The organism is Halobacillus sp. ABA4_118 (assembly GCF_056160205.1).
Map to the genome: position 1 here is coordinate 1245578 of NZ_JBSWWS010000001.1, position 19674 is coordinate 1265251.

General features: G+C 47.5%; 19 protein-coding genes. 2 read left to right on the forward strand and 17 right to left on the reverse strand.

The features are described from left to right. Nucleotides 1-57 precede the first annotated feature (57 nt). The 11 genes from ACXAGL_RS06120 to ACXAGL_RS06170 form a co-directional block, all read right to left on the reverse strand. The gene (locus tag ACXAGL_RS06120; RefSeq protein ID WP_474990389.1) at nucleotides 58-657 is read right to left on the reverse strand and encodes a hypothetical protein; all 600 of its coding nucleotides are present in this window, start codon (nucleotides 655-657) and stop codon (nucleotides 58-60) included. Between the two features lie 11 nt (nucleotides 658-668). Beyond that, complete coding sequence (locus tag ACXAGL_RS06125) at nucleotides 669-1859, reverse strand: Alp7A family actin-like protein (protein WP_474969961.1); 1191 nt, start codon at nucleotides 1857-1859, stop codon at nucleotides 669-671. A gap of 372 nt (nucleotides 1860-2231) precedes the next feature. Then, nucleotides 2232-3197 (reverse strand): S8 family peptidase, encoded by a 966-nt coding sequence (locus ACXAGL_RS06130; protein ID WP_474990391.1) that lies wholly within the window; start codon nucleotides 3195-3197, stop codon nucleotides 2232-2234. 474 nt (nucleotides 3198-3671) lie between these two features. Continuing rightward, the gene (locus ACXAGL_RS06135; RefSeq protein ID WP_474990393.1) at nucleotides 3672-5075 is read right to left on the reverse strand and encodes a murein hydrolase activator EnvC family protein; all 1404 of its coding nucleotides are present in this window, start codon (nucleotides 5073-5075) and stop codon (nucleotides 3672-3674) included. 49 nt (nucleotides 5076-5124) lie between these two features. Continuing rightward, a complete protein-coding gene (ftsX, locus tag ACXAGL_RS06140) occupies nucleotides 5125-6018 on the reverse strand; it encodes a permease-like cell division protein FtsX (protein ID WP_474969965.1) in 894 nt (297 codons plus the stop codon). A gap of 381 nt (nucleotides 6019-6399) precedes the next feature. Further along, a complete protein-coding gene (locus ACXAGL_RS06145; RefSeq protein ID WP_474970752.1) occupies nucleotides 6400-6687 on the reverse strand; it encodes a hypothetical protein in 288 nt (95 codons plus the stop codon). Nucleotides 6688-6743: 56 nt separating this feature from the next. Next, complete coding sequence (cuyB, locus tag ACXAGL_RS06150) at nucleotides 6744-7454, reverse strand: cysteate racemase (protein ID WP_474969967.1); 711 nt, start codon at nucleotides 7452-7454, stop codon at nucleotides 6744-6746. Nucleotides 7455-7499: 45 nt separating this feature from the next. After that, nucleotides 7500-9047 (reverse strand): Mur ligase family protein, encoded by a 1548-nt coding sequence (locus ACXAGL_RS06155; protein WP_474990395.1) that lies wholly within the window; start codon nucleotides 9045-9047, stop codon nucleotides 7500-7502. A 118-nt stretch (nucleotides 9048-9165) separates the two neighbouring features. Continuing rightward, nucleotides 9166-10353 (reverse strand): carboxylate--amine ligase, encoded by a 1188-nt coding sequence (locus ACXAGL_RS06160; RefSeq protein WP_474969969.1) that lies wholly within the window; start codon nucleotides 10351-10353, stop codon nucleotides 9166-9168. Between the two features lie 172 nt (nucleotides 10354-10525). After that, the gene (locus ACXAGL_RS06165) at nucleotides 10526-10684 is read right to left on the reverse strand and encodes a hypothetical protein (protein ID WP_156896539.1); all 159 of its coding nucleotides are present in this window, start codon (nucleotides 10682-10684) and stop codon (nucleotides 10526-10528) included. Nucleotides 10685-10844: 160 nt separating this feature from the next. Further along, the gene (locus ACXAGL_RS06170; RefSeq protein ID WP_474990397.1) at nucleotides 10845-11642 is read right to left on the reverse strand and encodes an RDD family protein; all 798 of its coding nucleotides are present in this window, start codon (nucleotides 11640-11642) and stop codon (nucleotides 10845-10847) included. 90 nt (nucleotides 11643-11732) lie between these two features. On the opposite strand from ACXAGL_RS06170, the gene ACXAGL_RS06175 reads away from it, so the two are divergent. Beyond that, a complete protein-coding gene (locus tag ACXAGL_RS06175; RefSeq protein ID WP_474990399.1) occupies nucleotides 11733-12695 on the forward strand; it encodes a stage II sporulation protein M in 963 nt (320 codons plus the stop codon). Here the strand turns inward: ACXAGL_RS06175 and ACXAGL_RS06180 are convergent. The 5 genes from ACXAGL_RS06180 to ACXAGL_RS06200 are packed head-to-tail and all read right to left on the reverse strand — an operon-like array spanning nucleotide 12673 to nucleotide 17632. Then, nucleotides 12673-14031: a DUF58 domain-containing protein gene (locus tag ACXAGL_RS06180; RefSeq protein WP_474990401.1), complete on the reverse strand. Its 1359-nt coding sequence runs from the start codon at nucleotides 14029-14031 to the stop codon at nucleotides 12673-12675. The two genes, ACXAGL_RS06175 and ACXAGL_RS06180, sit on opposite strands and share 23 nt — an antisense overlap. Continuing rightward, a complete protein-coding gene (locus tag ACXAGL_RS06185) occupies nucleotides 13982-14911 on the reverse strand; it encodes an AAA family ATPase (protein ID WP_474990403.1) in 930 nt (309 codons plus the stop codon). The genes ACXAGL_RS06180 and ACXAGL_RS06185 overlap by 50 nt, the downstream gene beginning before the upstream one ends. Beyond that, nucleotides 14908-16032, reverse strand: coding sequence for a DUF4350 domain-containing protein (locus tag ACXAGL_RS06190; protein ID WP_474970748.1), 1125 nt, complete (start codon nucleotides 16030-16032; stop codon nucleotides 14908-14910). Before ACXAGL_RS06190 ends, ACXAGL_RS06185 begins: the two co-directional genes overlap by 4 nt. After that, the gene (locus tag ACXAGL_RS06195) at nucleotides 16032-16673 is read right to left on the reverse strand and encodes a hypothetical protein (protein ID WP_474990405.1); all 642 of its coding nucleotides are present in this window, start codon (nucleotides 16671-16673) and stop codon (nucleotides 16032-16034) included. Before ACXAGL_RS06195 ends, ACXAGL_RS06190 begins: the two co-directional genes overlap by 1 nt. Before the next feature lie 29 nt (nucleotides 16674-16702). Next, the gene (locus ACXAGL_RS06200) at nucleotides 16703-17632 is read right to left on the reverse strand and encodes a hypothetical protein (protein ID WP_474970746.1); all 930 of its coding nucleotides are present in this window, start codon (nucleotides 17630-17632) and stop codon (nucleotides 16703-16705) included. 120 nt (nucleotides 17633-17752) lie between these two features. On the opposite strand from ACXAGL_RS06200, the gene ACXAGL_RS06205 reads away from it, so the two are divergent. Next, complete coding sequence (locus ACXAGL_RS06205) at nucleotides 17753-18259, forward strand: GrpB family protein (protein ID WP_474970745.1); 507 nt, start codon at nucleotides 17753-17755, stop codon at nucleotides 18257-18259. Between the two features lie 25 nt (nucleotides 18260-18284). Here the strand turns inward: ACXAGL_RS06205 and ACXAGL_RS06210 are convergent, their stop codons facing one another. Further along, nucleotides 18285-19637, reverse strand: coding sequence for a dipeptidase (locus ACXAGL_RS06210; RefSeq protein ID WP_474990407.1), 1353 nt, complete (start codon nucleotides 19635-19637; stop codon nucleotides 18285-18287). Between the last annotated feature and the right edge of the window lie 37 nt (nucleotides 19638-19674).

A 19674-nucleotide genomic window follows, 5' to 3' on the forward strand; every position in this document is an offset into this window, starting at 1 on the left:
TCCAGTAAAAAGTTTCAAAAAAATAAGCCCTCTCCTGTGTTAAGAGCGGGCTTACGATTATTGATTCATCCTTGAAAGAAAATCTCCGAGCAGGTCATCATCCTCTTCCTCGGCTTCCCCCGACGACTCCGCATCACGGAGGTCGTCCTGGAAATGGCCAAGGTCCAGTCCATCCAAATCATCGTCTCCGGTTGTATCCAACACCGGCTCCTTCAGCTCTTCTCCTTCTTCCTCTTCATCAGGAATAACAGGAACTTGAGGCTCATCGGATGCAGCGGTTTCTTCCTGAAGATACAGGGCGTCGTCTATATCATAGGCGCGGCTGTTCAGGGAAGCCAGTAGTGTTGTAGCACGGACGGGATCCATAATGAGTTGATGGAGGATACTGCCGATCAATGCTTCGGAATGTTCATGCTTCATCCAGTTTCTCTGCTCTTTCGACAAGGCTTTCGGAAGAGGGACTGTAATCGTTTCTTTATCCTTGGAAAGAGATTCATTCACTCCGTCCATAACGAACTGAGCAATACGGCTGGAAAAATTGCGCCGTTCTATCTCTTTCAAGTGCGACAATTGTTTCAATAAATGATCCGGAGTGTCCGAGGGGACACGAAATGTAATGGACTGCCCCCGTTCGACACTTTTTCTAGATGAACTCATGAATGATCACCTTACTTGGAAGATCCGGTCTGTTGTTCCACTTTTTTATTCGCCGGTTCGGCTGGTTTTTTGTTCGTTTTACGGATAAAGTCGGAAATCAGCTTGTAATAAGCGTTTGCCATCATCCAGATGCTTTCTTCCTCATCCTCGAAGAATTCAATATTAAATCCGTCCAGTTTATTGTTCAACATCTTAATGTATTCCTTAAGAACAGCAGAGCCTCCACCAACAAAATAGCAGATTTCCGTCTGGGAATTTTTCTGCCACACGTTGCGCAGGTAGCGGTATTGTTTCTTAGCCAGTTCAAGGAGAATACGATCGGTTATGTCATGGACACTTGTACGGCTTCCGCGAACCATAATGTGGTGACGGTCGTTCTTCCTCGTAATAATATCGACTACGTCCCGGCGGCTGTCGAGTTCTACTCCATGCTTCGTCAAAATTTCATCACGAATCATTTCCAGCGATTCAGAAACACCGAGGTTGAATCCCTGTGCCTTGTCATCATCCACATTACGGTTGCGGATGACCGCGATATCTGTGGATAATCCACCAATATCCTGAATAAGAATCTGCTTGTCCACAAGCTCCTTGTTGATAATGTTCAAATCATTATCCATAACAAGGTTGACATAGGCGGCGAAGCCTTCCGGATAAACTTTCACTTCGTCAAACTTAAGGTTGACTTTCATCCCCTGATATTTAGGGGTTACTAAAAATTCAATCTGGTGGACAGATCCGAGGAGCTGGGAACGGTATCCTACGTCCTTCCCTTCTTTGACTTCACGCAGGGGAAGACCCGTACCGAGCGTATAGTTGGCTTCTACTACATTATTTTTAGCTTGCTGAGATCCTTTTCCAGAAACCGCATCAAGGGCAAGGGACGCAAACAGCATAATCAGGGTCTGATCTTCTTCCGATTTATAGCTTCCTGGATCAAGCTCGGTGGAGTTTGTTGTTTTTGTCGCCAGATTACCTACGCGGTAAATCGCATTATTTTCCCTGAGGGCAGGGGAATGCACCCGAATATGTAGATTATCGAGTGGGTTTTTATCATCCAGATCCTCAATCCCGATAACCGGGCGGTCCTCCAAATCTCTCGCTACTACGTTAGGAATATAAAGGGAAGATTCCAGTTTCCCGAAGTTTGCTTTCAAAGCATCATTACCAACATCAATGGCTGCAATTCTTGAATGTGTCATAAACAGTTCTCCTTTTATAAGTTATTTAAATGACCTCTCCTTAGTTAGAATCTATTAAACTATCAGAGAATAGTCAATCCTCCTTTTTTCGTGTTCATTTATGCACACAAGCAAACAATACTGTGTACTTGCACACATAATTGCACACATCCTTTCATTACGGCATGTACACGCTTTTGTGTGCATGCAATCATAAACGCAAACAAAACGTTTTCTTTTTGTACACTTGCAAACATTTTTGTATACATAAGATCATTTTCATGTTTTTTACATTTTTCTACACAAAGTCACGGACTGAGTTTTCATCACTGTTTCTATTACATGGACTGAGATCCATAAAAAGAAGACGATGCTATCTGCATCGTCTTCTTTTTACTGCTTCATATAAGTACTGAACAAATCCTCCAACTTCTTCGTTAAAGCCAAAGTCATCAACCCATTGCCCTCTGCTGTTTTTGAATATCCAAGAGGAGTCGTACGTTTGATAAGCTGGGAGAATATTTCTGATTCTGTCATCGATCGATTGAATTGCTTCTCAACTAATGGAATAAGGAGAGCAAGTCCTCCGGAGACGTGAGGCGTGGCCATTGATGTACCAGAGAGCCTCGCGTATTTTCCTTCTAAATAGGTGGAAAGGACATCCACTCCGGGAGCCACAAGATCAAGCTGGGTGTTCGTATTCGTAAAATCAGCCAGTTCCCGCCGTTCATCTATGGCTCCTACTTGAATGACTTCATTATATGCTCCAGGATAACCGTACTCCATCGTGTCTTCCCTGCCATCTCCCTCGTTACCAGCAGCACAAACGACGGATACATTATGGCTGACAGCGTTTTTAACAGCTTCTCTCAAGGCTTTTGTATCTTGAGGACCTCCAAGTGACATGGATATGACTCTCACCCGTTCCTGATTGGGGCCTCTCCAGTTAACGGCGTAATGAATGGCATCAATAATCCATTCATACTCCCCTCCCCCATCCTCTGATAAGACCTTTAAGATGAGAAGTTTTGACTTGGGTGCCGCTCCTATGACACCTTCCCCATTCTCTACGGCAGCAATGGTCCCTGCTACATGTGTCCCATGGCCATTATTATCTGAATAATTATCAGGATCCCCTCCATAATCATCCGTAAAGTTATGTCCATCCAGGATGTTTTCTTCAAGATCAGGATGATCAAGCTGACAACCTGTATCAATGATCGCTGTAACGCTTCCATTTCCTTGATCCGATTCTTCCCAGAGGCTTTCAGCTTCCACCATCTGTATACCTTTCGGCCGCTCGTTTGTTGTTTCTATAATCGCTTCTGTACGGTACGGAATCAATTTCATCCGACTCATGGACATCCTCCTCCATTATGGTAAAGGGTGTTGGTGTACAATCTTGGAGTCATTCTTCCTTTCATTATAACATCCAGATATACCCACCTCGGACAGGTTTTTGAAATAAGGACCTTAGAATCACAAATGATATAAAGAACATATGTATTTTATATTGAATCCAACACGCAATGGAGTATAATGAAAGAAAGTTCTTTATAAAGAACAACTAATCAAGGAGTGACTTTGCCTTATGTACAGGAAAATATGTCATCATTGCCACAGGGCATCCTACAGCTGTCAGAACGAACATTGGACCTGCCCCTTATGTGGCAGAGATTTAAGCCGTCAGGCACGCTTACCAGTTCCATTACATACATCAGGCCACCGAGGCATCAAGCAGTATAAGAAGCAGGCAGCAATGACAGGGTCATCACCAGTTTGAAAAGTATAAAAAAGAGCTGCACCGATTCATATCGATACAGCTCCTCTCACTTATGGGAGATACTTTCTAGGGTTTACAGCGTTCGTACGGCTTCCATTCCAGGATCCTTCGTGAATTTCGAAGTGAAGGTGCTGTCCTGTAGATGCACCTGTACTTCCCATATTACCTAGGAATTGACCTTGAGAGACCGTTTGCCCGGCAGATACGGCCGGTGTACTTCTCAAGTGTGCATATACGGTTGTGAACGTCTGACCGTTAATCTGGTGTGAAATCATGACTACATTCCCGTAACTGGATGAATAGTTTGCCCGGATAACCGTACCTGATGCAGACGCAACAATCGGAATCGTACCGCCCGCAGCTAAGTCAATCCCAGAGTGGAATTTCGGTGTACCATAAATCGGGTGGATCCGGTTGCGGTCAAACTCTGATGTTGCTGGTGCATTGCCAGGCCAGATGAATCCTGAACTGTTGCTGCTGGATGACGAACTGGACGTGCTTTCAGACTCACTTGAATCAGACGTGCTGGATTTATCAGAAGATGAAGAATTGGAAGAGGCACTGCTTACAGTCTCCTCTGATTTTTCTTCCTCAGCCGCTTTTTCTGCAGCGGCTTCTTCAGCTGCGGCTTTTTCGGCTGCAGCCTTCTTCCTGGCTTCTTCTTCAGCTTTACGCTTCCGTTCAAGTTCGAGCTGGCGCTGACGCTCGATTTCCTTCTCAATAGCGGCTTCCTGTGCAGCAAGTGTTTCCTGTTCTTCTTCCACGCTGACCATGTGGTTATGAGCATCTGCTTCTTCCTGCTCAAGTGTGGACATCAAGGCTTCTTTTTTATCTTTCTTACTTTCAAGCTCCTGCTTTAAAGTTTCAAGCTCGGACAATTTACTTTCAAGGGAAGATAATTCCTCTTCCACCTGGGCTTTTTTTTCTTCCACAGCCTGCTTATCAGCAAGATGCTCTTCCAGAATTTCCTTATCCTGTGTAGCAATCGTATTCAGGCTCATGACACGCTCCAGGAAGTTTCCGAAGCTTTCAGCGCCCATGAGAACATCAAGGTAATCCACGCTTCCACCATTTTGATGCATGGATTTCACCCGTTCTTTAAGAAGTTCATCACGCTCTTCAATCCGCTTTTCAAGCTCCGCAATTTCTTCTTTCAGCTGATCGATGTTCTCTCTTGTCTGTGCGATTTCATTTTCCTTCGTCTGGATCTTATCCAGTGTATCCATCGTCTGCTCGTCCAGACGTGCAATCTCAGCATCTACTTCATCCTGATCTTCCTGAAGCTCAGCGATTGTATCTTCTTTTTCTTGAATTTCCTGCTCATTTTCAGACTGCTGTTGTCTATTCTCTTCCAGTTTCTCCTGATTTGTTTCAGCATTCACCGTTGTTGAAACAGGTAAACCGGATAGAATCAGACCGGCAGTAAGAGCGGCAGTTATGATTTTTGATTTCACTCTTCTTCCTCCCCCGATTCCTCACCTGTGTGTATGATTCATCTATTTTTTAAACCTTCAAATACTTACGGATGGACGTAAAGCTTCCCCAAAGTCCAATGGTGACCCCCATCAGGACAAGCAGGGCAGATACTTCAAAAACAAACGGATAAACCGGCAGTAAGTCTATAAATAAAGTAGGATATCTGGCCGTAATCTCATTGTAGAGAGCCTCATAACCAAAGATCACAAAGGCGATAGGTAAAATCGACCCGAGAATTCCGATTAGGATACCTTCGAATAAGAAAGGCCAGCGTATGAACCAATTGGTCGCTCCTACCATTTTCATAATCTCGATTTCACGTCCCCTGGCTACGATAGTGATCCTGATTGTATTCGCAATCAAAAACATCGCTGTAAACAAAAGTCCTGCGATAATCGCCAGTCCGACGTTTCTGGCTACATCCATAACGCTGAACAAACGTTCTACGGTCTCTTTGGCATACTCGACTTTGTCCACGTTTTCAAAGCTTTCAATCGATTCAGCTACCTGAATCGTATCCTGTGGATCTGCCGTTTTTACTACGTAAACGTCATTCAATGGATTTTCATCTTTGAGAGATTCAAAGGCTTCCCCTTCATCTCCCATGCTGTTGATCAGGTTATCCAGGCCTTCATCCTTCGACTGGAAATTCACACTGGATACACCCGATACGTCTTCCAATTGACCCTGCAGGTTCTCACGGCTTTCCTCATCTGCGGTACGGTCGATGAAAACACGGACTTCGACGTCTTCCTCGATTTGTTCTCCCATATCATTCAAGTTCAGGAGAAGTGTCGCGAAAACTCCTACAAGCAGAAGGGTTACGGTTACCGCTGAAATGGAGGCTACCGACATCCACTTGTTTCTCGTTATGTTTTTGACGCCTTCTTTTCCGTGCCGGCCGAACGTTTTAAATTTCATAATTCCTGTCACCCCGGCACTTCTGATTTATAACGGTTTGAAAGTCCCTCATCCTGCCTGCGTCTTCGGTTATACGGTGATGTGTTTCAAACAATTTCTATCACTTCCTACCAATCTTTCATATTTGTTGATCTATGTTGTAAAAAATTATGTAGTCTCAGTCGTCTCGTTCAATTACCCTACTAATTATATCAAATATATTCGCTAAATAAAGACAAATTATTATTACATTTGTGTTTCATAAGTTTACAGAACCCTGTAATATCAGGGTTTCTTTTCGACATCATCCGTCATATTCACGAGTCTTTACAGGTAAATATAATCAGGTCCATAGACCCTGAATAAGCATAAAAAAATAAGCTGTCCTTGTAGAAAGACAGCTTATTTTTTCAGGTGATGATTCTTTAATTTTTCAATTTCCCTCTTGAGCCGGAGGTTTTCCAGTACAACGGAATCGTACGACTTCCTCGTCCGGGCGTCCGGATCCAGGTTTACTTCGTACCATGATTTTCGGAGCACGGCATCCACCGGGCTCGTCTGTTTAATCTCAGCCGAAGGGTAGAGTTTCTTGAGACGTGTCACCTCTTTTTCAGACAAGCGGAGTTCCCTGAAGAAGATACCTTCTTGAAATGACTCGAACAAGAATCGCTCAAACGCTTTTTTTGCCAATGCCTTTCCCCCTCGAGTGAATCGTCTTAGTTATATATAAGACGAAACGGGAAGGTTCATGACTTCTGGAATACAGATTCTTTTACTACGGCATGGGCTACGACTTCCATGGGATCAAGCAGCGGCACAGGAAGATGGTAGGGTTTTAGAACCAGACCGATTTCTGTGCAGCCGGAGATGATCACTTCTGCGCCCTGATCGAGCAGTTCCTCAGCAGCAGCTTTTAAAAGGGAGAGCGGTTCTGCATCCGTGTTGCCGCTTTTAATGCCATTGCTTCCATAGATGGATTCCATCACTTTCTCGTTCTGTGTCACCGGGCGCGGTTCAATAACATCAAGGTGCCCAAGGTGCTTTTTGAACAATCCGGTCTGCAGTGTGCCGGACGTTGCCAGCACCCCGATTTTACGAACCGCGGGATAATGATCCTCGATGTATTTTTTCAACTCTTCAAAAGCATTCATAAGTGGGAAGGATACGGCTTTTTGAACATCTTCGATAAAATAATGGGCTGTCATACACGGAATACAAGCCACATCCACATTTACTTTTTCCAGATTTTTAGCGGCATCGATCATTTGCGGGACAGGATTTTCCCCGCGCCCGGATATGGCCGCAGTACGGTCCGGGATTTTAGCATTGCTGTCAATAATCACACGGTAATGATCCTGATCCTTTTCGGCCTGTGTCGCGCGGATAATCTTCATATAATATTCAGCCGTAGCCTCAGGTCCCATCCCCCCGAGTATGCCGATAATTTTGTCGTTCATCGTCTGCCTCCTTACAAAAGACCCGATACGTGGCTGAGAAGCCATTCACAGAACACCGGCCACCCGGTTTTTCAACGGTTTGAACAGCTGATCTTCGTCGATGTCTGGTCTTTTTGTACTTAACTGTTCTAAAGCAATCTTTGCGCCGGGATCCATGCCCTGACATCCTGCAAGCAGCAGCACATCGTTTTCCTTCACTTCAGATATAGCGTGGTTCACAGCGTCATCAAGCTCTTTATAAAGATGGACTTTGATGCCGGCTGCATCCATTGCTTCTTGGAACACACGGACCTCTTCGTCCGTCACAACATCCTTCTCAGTCACATGAGAATGGCTCACTGTAGCAATGATTTCCGTCAAGCCAAGACGCGGAGCCCATTCAACAATGGCATTTGCGTTCTCTTTGTTCACTGTGACCCCGCGGCTTCCACGGATAGCATAAACAAGTTTCAAGTCTGAGTAGTCCATCTGCTGCAGCGTACTCAGTGTAACGTTGATATTTCCATAGTTGGCGAAGTGATCATCCAGCATTTTGAAGTCATCTTCAAAGACCATTTCAAAGCGGCGCTCCACCCCGCCAAAGCCTTTAATCCCGGACTGGATCGTTGGAATCGGTACCTCATTCAGAAGTGCAGCTGCAATGGCCACCATGGAATTGTAAACGGAATGATAGCCCGGCGTGGACAATTCAATATCGAATTCCTGTGGAGCGTACCCGGTATTCCCGACAGAGAACGGGCGGCGGATTTCCACTGTGAACTTAGCTCGTCCCGTTGAAAGATCAAGATTCTTACAGACGAGATCCCCATCGGCGGTTTCCACACTGAATGTAAGGACATTGGCTTTCGTTTCTTCAACTAAGGATGCCGAATAGGAATCATCCAGGTTCAGGACTGCCCAGCTCCCTTCAGAAGCGTTCCGGATCAAGCTGGCTTTACTGTTAAAGTATTCCTCAAAAGATCCGTGAAGATCAATATGCTCTCTGCTGATATTGTTCAATGAGACGATATCAAAATCGACACTGCCCACCCGGCTTAAATCAAGGGCGGAGGATGAAACCTCCATCGTTACGTGGGAAACATCCTGGTTTCTCATTTCTGCAAAATATCTGTGCAGATCCAGCGATTCAGGTGTCGTCAGCTTGGTCGGTTCGGAATAGTCGCCGTATTTCACGACTACGGTCCCGATCAATCCTGTTTTCAAGCCGTGCTCTTCCAAAATGGCATCAGTCATAAAGGAAGTGGATGTCTTTCCATTCGTGGCTGTAATCCCGATGGTTTTCATAGCCTGGGAAGGGTGGTTGTAGTAGGCATCGCTTAACGCAGCCAGAGCCTGACGGCTGTCCGCGACGCGGTATTGAGGAAGATCGCCCCATCCGTCCTGGTAATCTTCTACAACTATTGCTGCTGCACCACTCTGGACCGCATCTTTCACGTAGCGGTGCCCATCCGTCTTAAAGCCTTTAATGCAGACGAAGACGTCCCCTTCGTTTACGTTTTTAGAATTGTAGGCAAGTCCCTGGACATGTATGTCTTGATCATTCCAGGCTTCCAACACTTCAATCGATGATAATAACTGATTAAGCATAGCCATTGTTATCTACCTTCCCTGCTCATTTTTGACTGATTTCCATTTCGATGATCATCCGCATATATGTTTCGTACACCGCAGAACGTTTCCTGCTGTCCCCCGGCATATATTTCCTGTTTTTCTACGCTTTTTTCGTCACACGTCCAGCGACGAGGCGTGCCAGCTTCTTCCCGAAAGCAAAGGCCGGTTTCGGGTCTTTCGGGTCCCAGATTGCATGGGCTTTCGGTCTGAAATAGGATTTCATCACACTTTTCGGGGAAAGCTGACCCGTCTTGATATATTCCCTTACGGCAAGAAGATCCTCATAGGCATACCAGAATACGATGTTTTTATCCTCACGTACAGCTTTCGGCTCAAGTGGACGGCCTGTAAGCTCCCGGTAGGTGATATAAGGAATATTGATTCCTGTCTTCTGCAGCAGGTGGTTTAAGTTTGTAATCCTCACATTGATTTCAATCAAATAATACTGCCCTGTTTCGGCATCTTTTTTGAACTCGATTTCGGCAAATCCTTTGTACTGGATCCCTTCGAGGAATTTCGTTCCAAGCTCGTACAATTCCGGAACGTATTTCTGCTGAGTGTAGACAGAGGCCCCATAATTCACAGGAAACTGACGAAGCTTCTGGCAGGTCACCCAGTGGGTCACTTTCGAATCCTGATCCAGATAAGCATCAAATGTGTACATATGATCGTCAAAACCAGGAATGATGCGCTGTACAATCACTTCGATATCTGCCGCTTTCGCCTCGTTGACTTTCTCCAGCAGTTCCTCCTGATTGTGTACCGTGAAGAGCTTTCTTCGGAACTTGGCCACAAATGCCGGTGAATCCACCGGTTTGACAAGGCACGGATACTGAATGTCCTTTTCCACACGCTCTACGAAATTCTCTTCATCGACATTGACGGTTTCAGGAACCGCCACCCCATGTTCAGAAGCCAGGGTATGAAGCGTTCCTTTGTCCATTATTTTAGTATATAACCCCTGTTCCTTTTGAGGAATAAGGAAATGTTCCCGTAATTCCGGCAGATGTTCATCGACGAACTCCACGTACGGATCGGCTGTCGGAATGAGAACAGGAGGACTGTCCTGTTTCTTAGCATAATCCACGAGGAAAGCAGCAAGTCCAGCCGGATCTTCTTTATAGTGAGGTCCGATCAGCGCTTCCGAACAATATTTAGATTCCAGCCCGTAAGCCCCTTCCCACGCGTAATCCACAGCAGCAACATGGACACCATGAATACCCAGACACCGGATTGTACTCAGTCCAATATAATAATTCGCACCTAAAACGACCGCTTTATTCGTCATGAGATATCCCCTTTTACCTTTTTATTAACTGTTCACGACCCGTAATCTAAGGCGTGAATCTTCCGATATGTAAACATATATATTTTACCACAATCCACGGGGGAACAAAACGCAAACCGGTTCCCGGCATAGAAAAGGCGGCCCGGACACGGGACGCCTTCAATCTTTCTATCTATTTGGCAGATGGCGGCTGAACATCCAATGGATTGGACGGAGCAGCGGCTGTTTCCTGTCCGCTTTTGCGGAAACGGCGCACCCACGTATCAGCTGCATACATCACTAAGAACAGAAGCAGGACGGTCAGTGACAACATCGCAAATGATGTAACCATTGTTTTTCCCCTTTATTCGTTAAATTTCCTCAAATCACTACAAATCCTTATATATAATACCAAATATACGGCTGTTGTAAATGTTTATTTCTATTTTCTCCAATATTCTATGGATTCTTCAAAAAAGCCGCCTTCCATGTAAAGGAAAGGCGGCCTGGAATCAGGACCATTCAAACTCCCAGTCTTCTTTTAAAATCAGGTAGGCGGCAAAAAGGCGGTCCTCTCTGTCCAGATGGTCTGCACGGTCTTCCAGCTGCAGTTTCGGTAAAAGAATTGCTGCAACATCTTCCGTTAACTCTTCCTGTTCCACGGCATTCAAACCAGGGTAGCGGTGAACATACGTCCGAAGCAGTTTCCAATCTTCTTTTGAAAACCGCTGGCGTTCCCAATCTCCTATGTGCACCGTCTGCGCCGTAATGTTCCTTCCCCTGAGAAGCTTGTTCAGCTTTTTATCCGAACTCTTCTCTGCCTTTTTCTTCTTCTCATGGATGACAATCGTTCCAGCTACCACATCACCAAGACGTTTGTGGGACGGATGGAAAAAGACCATCAGCATACCAAGCAGGTAATAGAAAGGAAGCATATCAATAACCCGGAGCAGATTTCGGATGAGAACAGAAAGAGCGGTCGGACGTCCGCCATTCCCCCTGACCACTCGCAGTCCCAGAAGCATCTTGCCCGGCGTCCTTCCGTTTGCAAGCCATTCAAATAAAAAGAAGTACCCCCAGTTAATAATAAAAACGATCACAATGATGACAGCAACGATCACGCTCTCTGCCTGCCAGAAGTAAACACCCATGTAGTTATCCATCAGCAGGATGACTGTCAGCAGACCGGCATTCATCAGCGTAGTAATCAACGTATCTGTAATCTGTGCCGCTCCCCGGCTGCCCAGTCCAGCCAGTCTGAAATTAAGAGTCACATGCTCCGGTGTTTTCACTTGTACATTTTCCTGCATACGCCATCTCCTCTCCCGGGTTTCCATTAAAGGCAATCTTGCTTATAATTAAACTGCGTTGTAAAAAATTTCCGAGCGGCAGGTGACCCTATGAATTATCGTACATTTATCTCGCAGAACCGCCAGGATTGGAAGCGGCTGGAGAATCTGATCCATACGCTGCAGCAGAATAAGAAAAAATGGACAGCCGGGCAAGTGGAGGATTTCCAGCGGACATATCAGAAGGTTACCCAGCACCTGGCCTTCAGTCAGACGTACTTCCCTGAAGAAGAGAGCACGGATTACTTGAATACGCTGACATCAAAAGCCCACAACACCCTGTATCAGGAGCAGACCTCCAACTGGAAACAGGTGAAGCATCTGTTCGGCCACACCTTCATCCATCTTCTTCGTGAGCAGTGGGCGTTTGTCATCATCAGCATGTGCCTGTTTCTTCTTGGAGGAACGGCTGCGTTTACAGCCGTCTACCAGGACCCAATGAGCCTGTACACGATACTGCCCGCCAACATCGCTCAAAACGTGGACCCGTCACAGATCGGCAGTGACGGTGGGGTGAATTCACCAGTGATGTCGGCTGAAATTCTGACCAACAATATACAGGTGGCCTTCCTTGCGTTTGCCGGTGGTGTAACCTTTGGACTGGTCACCGTCTATGTGCTTATTTTTAACGGCATCATCGTCGGCGCGTTGGCCGCTCTTTTCTTCACCCACGGAAAATCCTATGATTTCTGGGCCTATATCGTCCCTCACGGAATCATCGAGCTGACAGCCATTTTCATTGCCGGCGGAGCCGGACTTCTGATGGGCTTTAAATTATGGGTCCCCGGCTCACGAACCCGTGCCTATCAATTGAAAACGAACGCCTACCGCTCCGTGCTGCTGTTAATCGGAACGCTGCCCTTGTTTATCATCGCCGGGATTATTGAAGGATACATCACGCCTTCTGCACTGCCGCTTGAAGCTAAGTATGCTTTTGCTGCACTGACTGTGATCGGACTACTCGTCTATATCGTTCTTGGAAGCCGACCGCTTAAAGCAGCCCGCGGTTCATAATATCAATGTAATAGGATACCGAGGCGGATGCGAGAGCCTCTTCCGGAGCTTCAACCATCGGAAGCCCACGGCTCTCCCAGCGTCTCATTTCCTCCTTTTTATCCATCAACTGCTTCTGTGCCATACTTTTCACCATTGTGGATGCAACATCTTCCGGGATGCGCCTCGCAGCCTCATCCACTGTCCTGTCCTCAATACCAACCATAAGAAATAAATGGGAACGCCTTAACCTCATCAAGTAATGCAGCGCTGTTTCTTCATATAGAAACGTGGTGACATCGCTGAACAAAAGATAAAGGCTGCGCTTATTTTGGACGGATTGTAAATATTGAAAAGCGGAGGCGTAGTTCGATTCATAACCTTCCACCTCCAAATGATAGACTTCCTGTAGAATGGTCTGCATATGGGCCATTCCTTTTCCAGGAGGCACATAGACATGAACACGCTTTGAAAAAGCAGCCAGAGAAACATAGTCGCCTCGCTTTAAAGCCGCCGTTGTTACAGTAAGAGCCGCTTCCAAGGCTTTTTCGAGGCGGTTATTTTCTTCAAGCTCCACTCCCATCATTCTTCCGCAGTCAATAAGGATCGTCACATACTTCCCATGTTCCGGCTCATATTCATTCATCATGAGCTCCTGCTGTTTCGCCGTCTGGCGCCAGTTAATCTTTCGAATGTCATCGCCTGTCACGTACGACCGGATCTGACTGAACTCTCCTGAGCCGACCCGGTCTTTCCTAATGCGGGTTCCTTCATAAAGCAGAAAACGCTGGGCATCTTTCAGAAAGTACCGGCTGCCGCTTAAGTCCGGGATGACACGCACCTTCATTTCCTGATCGACACGTCCCTGTCTCGCCCACAGGCCGATGGATGAACACCAGCGATAGGAAATGGACGGAAGTCTATAATCGCCCCGTTGTCCGGCCGTAAACGAAAACGGGAGGTCTTTTCTTTCTCCTTCCTTGATCCATCCTTCCAGTGGAAAAGGTCTGGAGAACGATGGAGGAAAATGATCGATCACTTCTACAAACATCCGGTGATCCGAGTTGTTTTTTATGACAAGGGCAGCTTCACTCTCTAACCCACGTTCAATCTCCTCCTCCATTGAACGATGGAGGTGAATTTGTTTTTTCCCTGGCATCAGCATCAAATCCAGAAGGCTGAGGAGAAAAACGACAGCATTTAAGGAAAGCAGATACGGCCAGGGAACACCCAGGGCCGCCAGTCCTGTCACTAAAACCAACAGCACAGCTGCAAGAAGGAGCAGCCTTCGCGTTGGTACGATCCCCCTATCGCGGAACAGGAACAGATCCCACCAGCTCCTGAATGATCTGGTCATAGGTGGCTCCCTCCAATTCCATATGAGGCGCAAGTAAAATCCGGTGCCTCAGTGCAGGTACGGCTACTTTTTTCACATCGTCCGGTGTCACATAATCCCGCGACCCTAAATAGGCCCAGGCTTTTGCCGCACGTGCCATCGCTATAGCCGCCCGGGTACTCGCCCCGTTCCGGATCGTATCCGTCTCTCTTGTTTTCCTTACCAGCTGTGTGATGTACTCATAGACGTCATCCGTTACGGTAATCGCTGCAATCTCCCTGCTTACCTCCTGGAAGATATCCATAGACAGAACGGAAGTGGTCTCAGCATCAGCTGTCCCACCACTGACGATACTCTTTATAACATTCACTTCTTCTTCGAGAGCAGGGAAATCGACAGTCAATTTAAACATAAAGCGGTCCTGCTGCGCTTCCGGGAGTGGGTACGTGCCTTCAAACTCGACCGGATTCTGTGTAGCCACAACAAAAAACGGAGCAGGAAGCGTATAGGTACCCCCCTGAATGGTCAGCTGTTTTTCCTCCATCGCCTCAAGCAGTGCCGCCTGTGTTTTAGCGGGCGTACGATTGATTTCATCTGCCAGAAGAACGTTTGTAAAAACCGGTCCCTTCAATGTTTCAAACATGCCGGACTTCATGTTGTAGATCATGCTCCCTGTGATATCACTCGGAAGCAGATCGGGTGTGAACTGAATGCGTTTGAAATCGCCGCCAAGCAGGTCAGCGAGCGTCCGGACCATTTTCGTCTTCCCTGTACCCGGCACACCTTCCAAAAGGACATGGCCTCCGGAAAATACCGCTGCCAGCATCAGGCGGAGATTTTCCGACTGTCCGATGACTTTACTTTCGTAGGATTCGATTAATTGATGGATCTGCTCTTTCATCTGTCCTGCACCTCTTTCCTCATCTGTTCAAGTACACCTGACCATTCCAGGTAGGATTTTTTATCGACATGACTTTGATGTTCCAGCGGTTCAATCCGGCGGGACATCGTCGTCCACCTTTCCAACGAATCCGGGTCGATCCGTCCGTCCAGACGCTCTCTCGTTTCTTCCCATGATATGTGGACCGGTACACCGAAGCGCTCCTGCAGCAGCTGGCGGATATAGGATTCCTGGATCGCCAGCGACTCCCGGTAAAACTCCCCTTTTTTATACCAGCTTGCAACGGCCTGAAGACGTTCATCCCCAAAGCGGACGACATCCTCCCGCGGTGTGAAGAATGGGCCGAAACGCTTCCCTTTCCACCACAGCCAGGCCAGCGTCAACAAGGCCAGCTGAAAAGTGAAAAACAAGAGCCAGGAAGGGTAAACACCTGCTTTATCAGCGAACCCGTTCCGGGTATGTATGTATTCATCAAACCAAAGACTTCCGCCGCTGCCCGCTGTATCCATAAGTTTCGTGACGAGGGTAAAGTGATCCTTTTCTATTATCCGGTCGTTAACAAGCCAGGAGGGCGTTAAACCGACAATCAGCCTCCCCTCGCCGTAAGATCGTTCAATGGCAACCGCTCCACTTTCGTCCTTCAGCAGTATTTTATCTGCTTCCCCGGTCCGCAGCCGGTGGGGAGCAGGGATATCTGCCTCATACTGATTTCCGCCGGCATCTGTGATGAGCGAAGATCCCTGGTCGGAATCCGGATACTCAACAGCCACATCAAAATAACCGGCCGGATGCTGTTTCATCAGCCAGATGGTGTTGCCCGCCTCCATCCACTCCTTGTACCGCTGCATCTCCTCCCCACTCACCGTCGTCACAGGCTCCGCCATCAAGAGGGTCTGGGAGGTACCGGCCGCCGGAAGCTGTCCAGGGGCTGCATTCCAGCGCGCGGCATCCTGATCCCGCTCTTCCAACAGCGTGTAGAACCCCTTCAATCCGTTTGGTGCCGGAGATTCGGATGTGTACGGAGGATAGACTTCCGGTTCTTCTTTTGAGCTCCAGTAAATGACCCCGGCAAACAGAAGGAGAGCCGCTCCGATTCCCAGCCATGTTTTCCTTTGGTTCATCAGGCCTCCTCCTTTCTTCCTTCCTTCACATACCATGCTGCATCAGAACGGAAGGTATGGTAGTCCTTTTCATTCAGCAGCCGCTCTCCGTAGGTCATCTGGTCATACATTAAGGCCAGACGGCGGAACGCTTCCACATAATCCGCTCCGGTATGAGCTTTCAATTCCTTTTCATAATCCCCATTGGTTTTCCATGACTGCACATCTACAAACCCTTGATCATCAAAATGAAGCAGGAGCCCCAGAAAAACCTGACGGGCCGCAGCAGTCCATTGTTGCTGTTCCGCCCATTCATCTGCCTGCCGCCAATGACTATCGAGCGAAAGCGGTCCTTCTTCACCTGGAAGAAACGTCCGGTTTCTACGGGCATGCTTTTCGCCCGAGAGTCTGCTGAACAGCCGGAAAGCCAAAAACACGAGAACACCGAGGCCGATGGCTCCAATGAAATACAGCACACCATCCACCGCAGATCCTGTGATTTCCGCCCCGGGAAAAAGAGTTTCCAACAAGTCTCTGACCCATGCGGAAAGCAGTTCGCCGATCCGGCTGCCTGCACGCTCCGGCTGCTCTTCATACGCTTCATATTCCGTCCTGCTCAAAATATCGCTCAAGTGTTCCTTTTCCTGCTGTATTGCGCTCATACTGCCACCCACCTTCAGCCCTTCGCAGATTACATGTTTTTATAGGAAGCAATCATATCCTTCAAGTCTCCGCCCTCATTCCGGGTCTTCAAATCGTACAACAGGACCGTGTAACCAACCATTAAAAACAATGTTCCGAGGAGTGTAGACAGGTCGGTCAAAAGTTTGCCGGCTACACTTCCTCCAAGAAGAATAATGGAAACCGCATCAAATATAGAAGTCAGCAGGAATATGATGATGCCGAAGACAACAAATAACCCGAGCGTCGCCCAGAATCTTCCTTTCGTTAATTTCCAGCTTTCTGTGAACCCAGGCGCTGCCTTTTTGTAAACAACCGATCCGAAGAACATACTTAGTCGTGTTCCAAAAAAAGCGAGCAGCGCGATAAAACCGAGGACGAGGAGAATGATCGGAATAAATCCAGCTCCGTCTCCAGCCGCAAGGGTCAGTCCGATCCCGCCAAATCCAATGACAATAAAGAAAACGAAAAAGACTCCAAAGACGATGACCCCAAGCAGCAAAGAGCTTCCAATCAACGGCCAGAACCTTGAAAAGGCCCCTTTTACTGCTGTTTTTTTCGTCCAGCTTTCTCCTTTGATGACTTTGCCGGCTGCAATGATGACCGCAGCCTGAGCCATTGTATAGAGCACGAGATTCAAGATGGTGTTCAACCCCAGGTACACCATTTCCATTCCAATTCCCAGGTTAGCAGCAACCGAAGCTTGTATGTTTCCCGCACTGTCCAGGTTGTTCATCAGCTGCTCTCCGAATCCTCCGCCGGATGTTTCGCGGAAAAGATCAATACCGCTTACAATCATGAACAAGTAATCGACTATGAAAATCGGGCCGATTAAAAATAACAGCATAAGAAATAAAGACGGGAAATGCTTCTTCGATATGCTGAACGATGTATCAAGAATTTCCCCAAATGATTTAGGTTTCAGCTGTGTTGGTTCCATAACCTTCCTCCTCTATAAGCATTTACTATTAGTTTAACACGGAGAAAGGGTTATTTTGACAAAAAAAGACAATGATCTCGTGATAGAATCATAGGAACGTACCCGTAAAGGAGGAAAAGGATGGGCGATATCCAGCTGCACAACTACCAGCACGTATGGCCTGAGATATTTGCTGAAGAAAAGGCTGAAATCTTGAGCTTTCTTGATCAGGACTACCCTGTCGAGCATATAGGGAGCACAGCTGTCCCCGGGATGAAAGCAAAGCCGGTGATTGACCTGATGCTCGGTCTTCCCCGCCTTGATCTAAATGGTTCCTTCATCCATGCTCTGCAGAAAGCCGGCTATACATATGTGCCAAAGCTCGAATGGAAGGAGCGGTACTTTTTTCGTAAAGGAGAGCCGGGGAACGGAACGTGTCACCTTCACATCACAGCGTATGAAGGAAACGAGTGGCGGGATAAGCTTGCCTTTCGCGACTATCTCATGAAACATCCGGAAAAAGCCATGGACTATCAGAGGTTGAAAAGCCGCCTTGCCGTCACACACAAAAAGAACCGCTCCCGCTATACCGCAGCGAAGGAACCGTTCATTCAGCACATCCTCCATCTCGCTGAAAAAGAAAGCTGACACCCGTGTGGGTGCCAGCTTTCTTTCATGATAACTTCTGAAGATATTGGGCGGCCGTTTCGATTCCTTTTGTGAAATTATCCAGATGGAAGTGTTCATTAGGGGCATGGAGATTCTCTGTCGGAAGACCAAAACCCATCAATACGACAGGGGCATCCAGGACACGTCCAAATACTTCCACGATGGGAATGGATCCGCCTTCTTTCGGAAACAGCGGACGCACCTTGTAGACATCCTCATAAGCCTCTGCCGCAGCCTGGATAAAGGAGTTTTGAGAATCCATGGCGACAGGGTCCGCTTGAATGAATTTCTCCAGACTGACTTTGGTCCCGGCAGGCTTATGCTGCTTCACATGGCGTTCTATTGATTCATAAACCGCCTGTGGATTTTGATCACCAACGAGACGGCAGCTGATTTTGGCGGAGGCTTCCTTTGGAACAATCGTCTTCAGTCCCTCGCCCTGGAAACCGCCTGTCATGCCATTGATCTCGAGCGTCGGGCGGATGCCTGTTCTTTCTTTAAATGAAAACCCGGCTTCTCCGTAAAGGTCGTCTATATCCAGTGCGCGTTTCGTTTCTTCTTCGTCAAAAGGAACGGCAGCGACTTCCCGGCGGAGTTCTTCGGTCGGTTCCGGAACGCCTTGATAAAAGCCCTCTACAGAGACTCTCCCCTCTGAATCATGAAGGGAATCCAACAGGTTGACGAGCGAATGAACCGCATTCGGTACGCCGCCTCCATATGTACCAGAGTGAAGATCAGAGTTTGCGGTCCGGACCGTCATTTCCATCGCCAGCGCCCCACGAAGGGAGGTGCAGATCGCCGGCTGGTCTTTGCCGCTGAAGGAAGTATCACTAATCACGACAGAATCACAGGATAAACGCTCTTGATTTTCCTCAATGAAAGGACCGAGATGCGGACTGGCCACTTCTTCCTCCCCTTCGATGATAAACTTCACGTTCACAGGCAGCGCTCCATGCTCTTTCATCAGAAGCTCGGCCGCCTTGATATGAATGAACAGCTGGCCCTTGTCGTCGGTCGCTCCACGTGCATAAATCCTGCCGTCTTTGATGACCGGCTCAAACGGCGGTGTGTCCCAAAGGTCAACAGGGTCTTCCGGCTGGACGTCATAGTGACCGTACACCAGCACGGTCGGCTTATCAGGGGCATGGAGCCAGTCACCATAAACAAGTGGATGACCATTCGTTTCGATGACTTCCACATGCTCCATTCCGGCCTTTTCCAAAGCTTCGGCGGTCCATTCCGCCGCCCGGCGAACCTCTCCTTTATATGCAGACAGCGACGAAATACTCGGTATACGCAGATACTGCTTGAGTTCTTCGATAAATTGTTCCTTATGTCGTTCCACAGCTTCTCTCACTTTATTACCTCCCTTTTTCAAACCATATCCTCATTAT